The organism is Nocardia huaxiensis (genome assembly GCF_013744875.1).
Taxonomy (GTDB): domain Bacteria; phylum Actinomycetota; class Actinomycetes; order Mycobacteriales; family Mycobacteriaceae; genus Nocardia; species Nocardia huaxiensis.
On the sequence record NZ_CP059399.1, the window covers coordinates 8,286,571 to 8,298,050 of the forward strand.

At 69.4% G+C, this 11,480-nt stretch carries 7 protein-coding genes; 4 read left to right on the plus strand and 3 right to left on the minus strand.

The genetic code is table 11. The annotated features are described in order from the left end of the window. The first annotated feature begins 13 nt into the window (after positions 1-13). From H0264_RS37975 to H0264_RS37985, 3 genes are all read left to right on the plus strand, one after another. The gene (locus H0264_RS37975) at positions 14-1,702 is read left to right on the plus strand and encodes an MFS transporter (RefSeq protein WP_244976065.1); all 1,689 of its coding nucleotides are present in this window, start codon (positions 14-16) and stop codon (positions 1,700-1,702) included. Positions 1,703-1,843: 141 nt separating this feature from the next. Further along, on the plus strand, positions 1,844-3,007 hold the full coding sequence (locus H0264_RS37980) for a zinc-binding dehydrogenase (RefSeq protein ID WP_181582010.1): 1,164 nt from the start codon (positions 1,844-1,846) through the stop codon (positions 3,005-3,007). Between the two features lie 75 nt (positions 3,008-3,082). Next, on the plus strand, positions 3,083-3,646 hold the full coding sequence (locus tag H0264_RS37985) for a hypothetical protein (protein WP_181582011.1): 564 nt from the start codon (positions 3,083-3,085) through the stop codon (positions 3,644-3,646). Positions 3,647-3,699: 53 nt separating this feature from the next. On the opposite strand, the gene H0264_RS38910 is transcribed toward H0264_RS37985, so the two are convergent. The 3 genes from H0264_RS38910 to H0264_RS38005 form a co-directional block, all read right to left on the minus strand. Next, positions 3,700-5,445 carry a dynamin family protein gene (locus H0264_RS38910; RefSeq protein WP_244976066.1) on the minus strand — a complete coding sequence of 582 codons (1,746 nt, stop codon included), beginning with the start codon at positions 5,443-5,445 and terminating at the stop codon, positions 3,700-3,702. A gap of 372 nt (positions 5,446-5,817) precedes the next feature. Then, positions 5,818-7,707 (minus strand): dynamin family protein, encoded by a 1,890-nt coding sequence (locus tag H0264_RS38000; protein ID WP_244976067.1) that lies wholly within the window; start codon positions 7,705-7,707, stop codon positions 5,818-5,820. A 25-nt stretch (positions 7,708-7,732) separates the two neighbouring features. After that, positions 7,733-9,358, minus strand: a complete 1,626-nt coding sequence (locus tag H0264_RS38005; protein ID WP_181582012.1) for an IniB N-terminal domain-containing protein — start codon at positions 9,356-9,358, stop codon at positions 7,733-7,735. Between the two features lie 317 nt (positions 9,359-9,675). On the opposite strand from H0264_RS38005, the gene H0264_RS38010 reads away from it, so the two are divergent. After that, positions 9,676-11,475 (plus strand): Hsp70 family protein, encoded by a 1,800-nt coding sequence (locus H0264_RS38010; RefSeq protein ID WP_181582013.1) that lies wholly within the window; start codon positions 9,676-9,678, stop codon positions 11,473-11,475. Positions 11,476-11,480 lie beyond the last annotated feature (5 nt).

The window sequence follows — 11,480 nt, forward strand, 5'->3', positions numbered from 1 at the left end:
AAGAGAGACCGTCGTGGAAACCGACACCACCCCAACAACTCTCGACCCGCGCCGCTGGATCGCCTTCGCAGTGGTCCTCGCCGCCGGGTTCATGGACCTGCTCGACGTCACCATCGTCAATGTGGCCGTACCGAGCATCCAGAACGACCTGCACGCCGAGTATTCGCAGATCGAATGGATCATCGCCGCCTATGTGCTGTCCTTCGCGGCGGTCCTCATCACCGGCGGCCGGCTCGGCGACATCTACGGCCGCAAGAACCTCTTCCTGCTGGGCATGGCGGGTTTCACGCTCGCCTCCGCCGCCTGCGGGCTGAGCACCGACCCGACCATGCTCATCGCCTCCCGCTTCGTACAGGGCGCCATGGCCGGGCTCATGGTGCCGCAGATTCTCGCCATCATCCGCATCACCTTCCCGAAGGAGGAGCGCGCCAAGGCGATTGCCGTGTACAGCGGTGTCGGCGGCTCCGCGTCGGCGGTCGGCCTGTCACTGGGCGGGCTGCTGGTGCAGTGGGATCTGTTCGAGCTGGGCTGGCGGCCGATCTTCCTGGTGAATATCCCGGTCGGCATTGCCGCGCTGATCGCGGCGAGCATCGTCATGCGTGATTCCCGCTCGGTCAACCCGCCGCGCCTGGATCTGATCGGCATGGCACTGGCGGTGTCCGCGGTGCTGCTGCTGGTGTATCCGCTCAACGAGGGTCGCCGACTCGATTGGCCCGCATGGACTTTCGCCATGATCGCCGCGGCTTTCGCGACCTTCGCGGCATTCCTGTTCTATGAGCGCCGCCGCGCCCGCACGGTTGGCTCACCGCTCATCGACCTGGACCTGTTCCGCTCCCGCCCGTTCACGGTCGGACTGGCGAGCTGGCTGCTGTTCTGGATCGGCTTCGGCGGATTCTTCCTGGTGTGGACGCTTTTCATGCAGGCGGGCCTGGGCTGGTCGCCCATGCGGGCCGGGCTCACCTCCGTATTCTTCGCGGTCGGCGCGGGTGTGGGCGCGGGCATCTCGGTGAGCGTGCTGGCGCCGCGCTTCGGCAAATGGGTGCTGGTGGCGGGCGGACTCGTCACCGCCATCGGCTTCGCGGTGTACGGAGCCATGGCGACCGGCTACGAATCCGGGTTCGCCTCATGGCAAATGGTGCTGCCACTGATCCTGACCGGCATCGGCTTCGGCATCGTGGTCGCGCCGACCATCGACATGCTGCTCGGGCAGATCCCCGACCGGGAGGCGGGCGCGGCGTCCGGCCTGCTCAATACCGGACAGCAGCTGGGCATGGCGCTCGGCGTGGCGCTGGTCGGCATCGTGTTCTTCGCACAGCTGGACGATGATTCGGCGCGCGGAGTGAACGCGGTGGCGGAGCAGACCCGCACCGAGCTGTCCACGCTCGGCCTCCCGGAGGCGGCGCAGGCGGAGATCCTCGCGAACTTCCGGGCCTGCGTACAGGATCGGTCCGCGGAGGTGGATCCGTCGGTGGTGCCGGACAGTTGCCGCAGCACCGGTGGCGAGTCGCCGGTCGCGGCGACGCTCACGGACGCGGGCCTGGAAGCCAATGCGATCAACTTCTCGCACACGTTCAACTACACGCTGTGGTGGGGAATCGGCCTGATGGCGCTGGTGTGCCTCGGATTCCTGGCGCTACCCGGGGACACGCGACTGGAACAGCACGAGGTCGACGTTCCCGAAGAAGACCTGGCCATCGTTTGACACGAGGGCGATCCGCCCATCGATCCGAAAGTCTCGCCGTCATTCCGGCGCGCTTTCGGCCGGAATCCACCACGCTGGTGTGTATCCCGGCCACAAGCGTGCCGGGATGACGAGGCTGCCACGGCAGGATTAGGAGTCACCATGCGCGCCACGGTCTGCACCAAGGGCGAATTCCGGGTCGAGGAACGTCCGGCCCCCACACCGGGTCCCGGTCAGCTGCTGGTGAATGTGACCCGCTGCGGCATCTGCGGCTCCGACCTGCACGCGCGCACGCACGGCGACGAGATGGCCGACCTCGCCGCCGCCACCGGCTATCAGCACTTCATGCGCTCCGAACAGAGCGTCGTGCTCGGCCACGAATTCACCGGCGAGGTAGTCGATTACGGCCCCGGCACCCGCCGCCGCTGGCGGCCCGGCACCCCCGTGGTGGCCATGCCGATCCTGCGCCACGGCCGCGAACCGCACCTGACCGGCCTGTCCGTGGCCGCCCCCGGCGGTTACGCCGAACAGGTCCTGGTGCAGGAGTCGGTGACCTTCCCGGTCCCCAACGGTCTCTCCCCCGACCACGCCGCCCTGACCGAACCCATGGCGGTGGCCTGGCACGCCGTCCGCAGGGGCCGCGTCGGCAAGAACCGCACCGCCTTCGTGATCGGTTGCGGGCCAATCGGTCTCGCTGTCATCACCATGCTGAAGGCTTCCGGTGTCCGCACCGTCGTGGCCAGCGACTTCTCACTCCGCCGCCGCGAACTGGCCGCACGGTGCGGCGCGGACGTGGTCGTGGACCCCGGCGTCGACGATCCCTGGACGGCTTCCCCGCGCAAGCCCCGCATCAGCGGCGCCACCGACCTGCTGAACCTCGCCTTCGACGGCATGGAACGCCTGCGCCGCATCCCGAATCTCCCCTGGCACTACCTCTTCCGCGCCGCCCACACCTTCAACCAGGGCCCCAATTCCCCGGTGGTTTTCGAATGCGTCGGCGTCCCAGGCATTCTCGATCAGATCCTGACCGCCGCCCCGCCCATGTCCCGCGTGGTCGTGGTCGGCGTCTGCATGCAACCCGACACCATCCACCCCGCCCTCGCCATCAACAAGGAAATCGAACTCCGCTTCGTCCTCGGCTACGACCCGGGCGAGTTCCGCGACACCCTGCACATGCTCGCCGACGGCAAGGTCGACCCGTCGCCGCTGATCACCGGCACCGTCGGACTGGACGGCATCGACGCCGCCTTCACCGCCCTGGCTTCCCCCGACCATCACGCCAAGATCCTCATCGACCCGAAAAGCACCGTCAGCGCACTGCCGTAGCGTGACCCCTGCCACATGATTTGACTTGCATTCCCATAGGCAATCAGTCTGTTTGCTGAAAGTTGCCTATCGGGGATGTCTGTCATGCGCTATCTCACCGGAATTGCCCGGACCTGCACTGTTACCGCCGCCGCGGCCCTCGTCGCGCTGGGTTGCTCCGGCACCGCCTCAGCCGATGCCCTGCCACCGGTCCAGCCGGTCTGGCCCTTCGGGCCGGCCTCGGAGGTCGGCCGAGCCATCGGCGACACCATGAACTGCCAGATCCACTACCGCGTCTGGGCGGAGACCGATCCGGCGGGACGCCCACGGCACACCCGGGTCAACGTTCAGGCGATCGGCATGGACGCGTTGCCCGGCTTCCCGCAGGACGCCACCTGCAATCAGTGGATTGTCCTCACGGTCACCGGGGGCGACGGCGACCGCCTGGGCCCGATCCCGATGTTCCAGCAGCACTTCTATGTGCGCGCCAGCCAGGAAGGCGGCACAGCCGACAGCATGGACATCGATCTGACGAGCGTCAACGCGGCACCGGGCCGGGTCGTGCTCGCCACCGGTGCAATGTCACGTCCCTCCGGTTACATCCCGTTCTGGAATTGGGGACCGGAAAAGAACCTCGCCAACCAGTACTGGGTGCAGTAGCGCAGATCTCCGGCCTCAGAACGCCGAGCGGCAGCGAATGGCATGGCCTTTGCCTACGACCGCGGGCGAATGGGAGAGATTCGGGCCAGGGGCGTGGTCGGAGGCTCGTGGAGGATTTCGAGCAGTCCCTCGGCGCTGCGGGCGGCGGTGAGGCAGGCGTTGGCGGTGAACTGGTCGGCCAGTGGGTGCCGCGCTCGGGCGCGCCACTTGTGTACTGCCGCAAGGGCTTCCTCACGCTGGGTGGGAATGTCCGTGTGAGCGGACAGACCGAGGCGCAGATAGGTGGCCACGCCCGCACCGCCGATCAGCCGGTGCAATTCGCCGAGATCATCTGTGGGAAGCGGTAATTCGTCCGAACGTAGCCGACCCAGCAACCGCAGTTCCGCGAAGCTGTGCACATCGGCCAGCAGCGTCCGCACCCGCGGCAGCAGCGTGTCGGCGGCTGTTCCAGGGTTGGTGGCGAGGATTCGCGCCAGCGCCGTCAGCGCCGAATGCGCCTTCAATTCGTCCGCGCGTTGCGCGAACTGCACATCCAGCACCCGCCGCAGCTCCTCCAGCCCACTGCGCTGCACGAGTTCGGTTGCCAGCGACTCCGAATCGCGCACGCCGAGCCGAATCAGCGTGACCGCCAACCGAATCCCGAACAATCCGAACCGCGCCGCCAGGTGTCCCCGCATCTCCGGCGGCACGGGCAACGGCAGGTCCGCCCGAGCGAATCGATCCGCCGACAGCAGCGCCGCCGTCAACTCCTGCACAGGCACCGTAGCCAACGCCTCGAACGCCGCATACTCCCGCTGCCGCAGCGTGGCCGCCGCGAACGCCAGCAATCCCGCCACCGGAATCACCGACTGGCACAACCCGGTTCGCTCGAGCTCCCCCGAAAACCGCGCCGCCACATCCCGAGCCGAATGCAGCGCATCGATCCGCCCCGCCCCGATCTCGTCCGCGCGGGAAACCACCCCGATGACGCCCAGCGGCCCAGGGCCTCCCACACCGCCCCCGGCCGATCGACCCATCGCGCGCGAGCCGAAGGCACCATGCGCTCCTCCATGATCGGCAGCGGAACCGTGATTGGCAGACCCGGGACCATGACCGCCCGTCGGTCGCGTGCGATATGCGCCCGACGCACCGCCGGCATCCAATGGCCCGCCACGTTCCGCGCCGGAGCCGATCCGCTCGAGGAAGTCGATGTCGGCGGCGTCGAGTCGGCGCAGGAGGTAGACGACAGCGTCGGCGCTGGGCAGGGCCGCTCCGCCGCCCTCGGGGGTGAGCAGTCGAGAAGTCCGCGCGGAGACGTCCCGTGAGAGCGAGGAGATGCCGGGGGTGTCGATGATCGTGGTCTGCGCCAGCTCCGCGGACGGCCATTCCACCTCGAGGTGGTCGACCTCCCGTGGCACGCCCGCATTCCACCGCAGCCCGGACAGGTCGAAGGTGAGCCCGTGCGCGCCCGGCAGCCCGTCGGCCCCGCGTCCGCGCCGCACCACCACATCGGCCCGCGCCCCATCCCCCGAATACGCGGTCACGCGCGGCGCGGCACCGTTCCGGTACCAGGTCACCATCCGCGTGCACTCGGTCGCATCCGTGGGCGCGATATCCTGCCCCACCAGCGCATTCAACAGGGTCGACTTCCCCGCTTTGAGCTGCCCCGCCAGCGCAACCCGCAGCGGCTGATCCAACCGCCGCGCACATTCGTCCAGCTGTGCCCGCACGCGCGGCTGATCCCCGAAGGCGCGGCGCGCAGCGGCGACCAACCCGCGAGTCTCGGGCACCAGCCCGTACCCCGCCGAGTCATAGTTCATCGGCTCGCCATTCCGCACTCCACACCTCCACGCATCGCATGGCATTCGCACCGGACCCGCGCCGCGTTAGCACCCGGGACGGTTCTCACACGTCTATCGCAGGCGACAGCGGATGCGTCTCGCACCGGAACCCGGCGCTGAATACCGCAACGGCACTCGGCTCATCCTCCGTCATCCCGGCATGCTTTCGGCCGGGATCCACCGCTGTGATGCCGCACCAGATCGTGTGGATTCCAGCGGCGAGCGGGTCCACCGCCCGAGCGCGCGTACTGACGCGATCCCGCGGTGATGCCCACGGCGGAGTCCGGTCCGAGCAGACATTGTGCGGCGCTCTGCTGCCGGAATGGCGGATTCGGCGCGAAATGTGGAGGCTCAGGCCGGTTCTCCCGGACTCCGCTGGATCGCGGGGAAGCTGCGGTGGTCGGGTTGTGGGGCGGCCAGCGCCTGGGCACGGACGCCCTCGATGCCGAGCATGGCGTCGGCGTGGCGGCGCAGTTCGGCCACGGTGCGGAGGCGGCGTTCGAGTTCGGTGGCGCGCTGGGTGCGGTGGGTGGATTCGAGGGTGGCGGCTTCCTGGGCGGCGCGCAGGGATTCGTCGAGGGAGCGGAGGGTGCGGTCGGCGACGGCGGTGAAGTGGTCGCGCAGGAGGCGGTGGATGCGGTGCAGGCGGTCCTTGGTCTCCTTGCCGGTGTGGAAGGCGACGTCGTCGACGTAGCGGCGGACGGCAGTCTTGGCGTCGGCGCGGCGTTTGGCCAGGCGGGCCTGCTTGTCGTCGCGGAAAGCCTTGCCGCCGAGGAGGACTCCCGCGCCGAGGGACAGCGGGTTGATCAGGGAGAGCCCGGCCAGCGTGCCGACCAGGCCGACCATGACCACGCCGCCGTAGGAGCCGCGCACGCCCACCAGCAGTTTGTGGCCGAATCCGAGGTCTGGTTCGAGGTCGGACAGGGTGCAGGAGCCCGCGCGAGACGCATTGCCGTCCAAGGATTCCCGCACATCGGGCAGATCCACCGCGCCGATTTCGGTGAAATGGGTGGCGACCTTCTCGGCGAGCTTCACCGCGCGATTGCGGGTCCACAGCAGGTTGTCACCGACCGCGGTGCCGACCGTGGTGGTGAGCCAGTCCTCGATGGTGTCCCAGTGCCGGCCGGGATCATGGTCGTCGATCCACTCCTCCGCCTCGTGGGAGATGGTGCGCAGCCGATTCCGCAGATCGTGATCCACGTCCCCGGCCAGATCGGTGACCCCGTCGCCGAGCGTCTGCTGCCACACCGCGGTGCGCCGATGCAGTTGCTCCGCAGCGGTTTTCGCGGATTGCAGTTCCCGGATGGCGGCCGCACCGCGCTCGGGGTCGCGCAGCGCCACCAGCTCACTGCCGAGCGCCAGCGCCAAATGCTCTGCGGCGGAGCTGATGTCGAGGGCCACGGTGCGCGCCACTTCGGCCTGATCCCGCGCCACCACCTGATCGCGCAGGAACTGGAACACCAGCCCGAATCCGGATTCGCGCCCGAGCTGCTCGTCCTGCAACCGCATCGCATGCGTGCGCAGCAGCGCGGACACCGGAATCATCGGCACCTCGACACCGGCCTTGCGCAGGTGATTCTGGTTGGCGTCGAACACCTGCCGCCAGTGCGGATACAGATCGACCTTGCTGAGCAGCACCGCCACCGCCGGGCACAGCTCCCGCACCTGCCGCAGTAACTCCACCTCCGGATCGGTGAGCTCGGTCGAGGCGTCGGTGACCATCAGCACCGCGTCGGCGGCCGGCACATTCCCGAGGACCGCTGCGCCACCAGCGCTTCCGTGCGCGCCGAGGCCGGGCGTATCCAGCACCACGATTCCGTCGCCGAGCAGCCGGTTCGGCAGTTCGATCTCGACGCGCAGCACCGGCCGTCCCTGTGCCTCCGGAATCCGCTGCGTGACTGCCCCGGCCTGTTCGAAAGGCACTGCCACCCGCGATGTTTCACCATCTCCGGCGGCAACCACGAGCGCGGCTCGCGCCTGCTCGCCGTGAGCGAGGGTGGCCGTGACGGTGGTGGTCACATCGTCCCCCACCGCACACACGTCCTGGTTGATCAGGGCATTCACGAACTGACTCTTGCCCTGATTCCCCAGCCCGGCCACCACGATCCGCCGCCGGGGATCCCGCACCCGTCCCGCGAGCGTCTCCAACCGCCCCACGAGATCCCCGCGTTCCGAAGCCCGCGCCACCGCAATGGTTTCCGACAACACCGCCAGCAGCGGATTCCCCGACACAGCTCTCACCAGCCTCTATCCACAGCCGCCCCCATCAGGAGTGCAGCATGTCCCCGATGACGTCCCCGCCGGCGTAGCTCCCCAGCTCGGCCCCGCCGCTCACCCCGCCGTCGCCGAACAGGCCCGCATCCAGTCCGCCGCCCTGCACCCCGGCCCCGAACGCCTGCGAAACATCTACCCCCGCCCAAGGATTCGCCACTCCCCCAACCCCCACGGATGCATCGACCCCACTGCCGGCCTGTGCACCGGCCCCCGACCCGAGCCCCACCTCGACCCCGTCGACCGCATGGACCCCGGCATCCACCCCACCGGTGACAGCCTCCCCCACCCCGGTGAGTCCCGCATTCACCCCACCACCGAGTCCGGTTGTGGCATCGACCACACCGCCGAGCCCGGTCTCCAGACCCGACCCGACCTGCGCGCCGGCGCCCACCGCACCGTCGACGGCACCGGAAAGCCCCGCGTCGAGCCCGCTTCCGACCTGACCGCCGATGCCGATGGCACCGTCGACTCCGCTCGAAACCCCGCCCGTCAGTTCAGTTCCCAGCCCGGTGGTCAAACCGGTCGCCGCATCGAGCCCTCCGGAGAGCCCTGCGTCCAACCCGTTGCCAACCTGCGCACCAGCGCCGACCGCGCCATCCACCGCACCGGAAAGGCTCGTGCCCAGGCCGGTTCCCAGCTGGGTGCCCGCACCGGCGGTGCCGTCGATCGCACCGGAGAGGCCACTGTTCAGACCCGCGCCGAGCTGTGCGCCGGTGCCGATCGCGGTGTTCATCGCGCCGGAAAGCCCTGTCTCCAAGCCGCTTCCGAGCTGCACGCCCGCGCCCACCGTGCCATCGACGGCACCATCGAGACCGGTTTGCAGACCCGCGCCCGCGTGAGTGCCGGCGTTCAGGGCCGCGTCGATGCCGGTGGAAAGTCCGGCGCCGAGGGTGGTGCCGAGGTCGGTGCCGGTCTGGATGCCGCCGTTCAGGCCGGCGGTGAGGGCCGCGCCCGCCTGGGTGGCGGCGTCCACGGCCGCGTCGAGGCCGGCTTGGATGCCCAGGCCGGATTCGAGGCCGGTGGTGAGGGTGGAGGTGAGGTCGGCGGCGGCCTGGGTGCCGATGACGCCGCCGAGGTTGGCCTCGAGGCCGGTGGTGGCGTCGGTGGCGGCCGTGAGGCCCGCGCCGAGGCCCGAGGACAGGTCGGCTCCGAGGGAGGTGGCGGCGCCGACGGCTGCCCCGATGCCGGTGGAGAGGCCCAGTTCCAGGCCGGTTCCGGCGCCGCCGCCGACACCGATCTCGGAGGCGGTGGTGGCGTTGACCGCGACACCGGTGGTTCCGGCCACGGCGGTTCCGGCGGTGCCGTTGATCGCGGTCGAACCGTTCAGTCCGGCAGCACCGTTCACACCGGTCGCACCGTTCACTCCTGCCGCACCGTTGAGTCCGGTGGCGGCGTTCACTTCCGCACCGCCCGCGGCGATGATGGCCGACAGCTGCGAACCGCCCGCTACCAGTGCGGATTCCGCGACCATGGGTGCGACGGCGGCAATGTCCTCGGGGGTGACGGCGGCGAGTCCGGCGTCGGCGAGCGCCTGCCCGGGGTTGGCGCAGTAGTCGGCCGCGGCGTCGTGATCCCGCAGCAGGTTGAGGATGAACTCGAGAATTGCGTTGGGGCTCATAGCGAATCATCTCCTGGATGGGCGGGCCCCGATGACCCGCGCTGCTCGAATTGCCTTTCACGTTAGGAACGCGACGCGTTACGCCGAAACGGGGTGAACTCCCCCGTGTTGCGGCGGCGGGTGATTGGGGGCGGGGTGGGCATTAGGGGAATTTCCCCGTACCTCCCGGAGAACCGGTAACGAGGACCCCCCAGCAACCGACAGGTTCCATGGGCCAACCGGCCCACACGTCGTTTTTCGACAAATCGGACTAAACGAGCTTTCACGCGGCACGCGTTTCACACCCGACGCGTGTTTCGAATGACAGGGGATCTCGAATGAGTCAGGGGCTGGCGCTCGGCATCACCGTCGGGTCGTCGAATACCGTCGCCGTGACGACTTCGGGGGGACACAGCACCACACACCTCCGGCCGAGCGCACTCGGACCGGAGCAGGAACTGCCGGAGAGTTTCCTGTCCCGGGTCGGGGACCCCGTGGGCATCCGGACCAGAGACGGATCCGCTGTTCGCGCAGCGGATCTCGTGGCCGCGGCGATCGGCCGGGTAGTGGACGACCTCGACGCCGCCGCGGCCACGATCGCCTGCTATCCGGCGTGGTGGGCGCAGCACACGGTGGAGGTGCAGCGCGCCGCGCTCACCGCAGCCGGACTGGACGGTGTGGCGTTGGTTCCGGAACCGGCCGCCGCCATGCGCTGGCTGCAGGAGGTGCACGAGTCCAGCCACGACGGCGCGATGGTCGTATACGACTTGGGCGCAACCGGTTTGACTGTTTCGGTGGCGCGCACGGGTGCCATGTCGGGACTGCTCGGCGAACCCGTGCGTTCCACCGAGGTGGCCGGCGCGGAATTCGATCTGCTCGCCATGCGCTATGTTCTCGCCTTCGCCGTCGGCGAAAATGATTTCGATCCATTCGACCCTCGAGTGGAACAAGAATTGGCGGAACTTCGGGTTCGCTGCAAAATTGCGAAAGAAACTCTTTCCAAACAAACCGCGACGGTGATCCCCGTCCGCCTGCCCGATCTCGGCCCGGTGGACGTGCGCCTGGTCCGCGACGAACTCGAAGACCTCGTCCGCAACCCCCTGCTCACCTCCACCGATCTGGTGCGTGAGGCCGTCCGCCGCGCCGGCCTCACCATCGCCGAACTGGACGGCATCCTGCTCACCGGCGGCGGCGCGTCCATCCCGCTGGTCACCGAACTGCTCTCCACCGAATTCGGCATCCCCGTCGCGGCCGCCGCCGACCCCGCACATCTGAGCGCGCACGGCGCGGCGCTGCTGGCCGCCGACCTGCTCACCGACGCCACCCCCACCGAACCGCACCCCAGCGTGATCAGCCCACTGGCCGGGCTGGCCCGCCCGGGCATTCCGCCTCGGCTCGAGCCCGAAAACACCAGCGGCTCGGCAGGTTTCGGCAAGGACATCGCACCGGAGGAGACCGCACCGGCCGTACCGCATGCCGAACCGCCCACCCGCGACGCGGCCCCCGCCGAGCAGCACACGAACCCGCCGTCCGAATCCGATCCACCCGAACGGCGAAGCGCGCCTTCGCTACCCGTGGTCGACGATCGCCCGAGCGGCTTCGCGCACTGGCGGCGCGTGGCGGTGATCGGCGCGGTCACCGTGGCCGTGGCCGCGCTGGCCACCGGCACGCTGGCCATGGGCACCGGCGTGCAATCCGCGCCCCCGGAATCCCCGACACCGCACGCGCCGTCGACAACCATTGCCGCACTGGATAATTCGGACTCCGCCGGGGCGACCACCGGCCACGCCGCGCCCGTCGCCGGTACGGCCCCGTCGACCGTGGTCCGCCCGAACGGCGCGAATCCCGCACCGGGAGCGTCGAATCCGGCATCGAATCCGGCATCGGACCCGACGGTCGCCGCCGCCGAGAGTCAGCCCTCCGAAGCCGCCGCCCCACCGGGCCAACCCGCTGCCACCACGCCACCGCAGGCCGCCGCCCCGCAACCGCAGCTACCGGCCTACCAGCAACCCGACGTGCAGCTGCCGACGGTCCCGTCCCTGCCCGCGGGCCCGCTGGGCGGCACGGCCGACCGAATCGGTGACGCGGTCCCGACGGTCCCGAATCAGAGTCAGATCCTTCCCCACACCGGTGGCTGAGAGTT

Coding starts and splice junctions, on each gene's coding strand:
- H0264_RS37980 (WP_181582010.1), top strand. CDS start 1,844: ATGCGCGCCACGGTCTGCACCAAGGGCGAATTCCGGGTCGAGGAACGT.
- H0264_RS37985 (WP_181582011.1), top strand. CDS start 3,083: ATGTCTGTCATGCGCTATCTCACCGGAATTGCCCGGACCTGCACTGTT.
- H0264_RS38910 (WP_244976066.1), bottom strand. CDS start 5,445: ATGAACTATGACTCGGCGGGGTACGGGCTGGTGCCCGAGACTCGCGGG.
- H0264_RS38005 (WP_181582012.1), bottom strand. CDS start 9,358: ATGAGCCCCAACGCAATTCTCGAGTTCATCCTCAACCTGCTGCGGGAT.
- H0264_RS38010 (WP_181582013.1), top strand. CDS start 9,676: ATGAGTCAGGGGCTGGCGCTCGGCATCACCGTCGGGTCGTCGAATACC.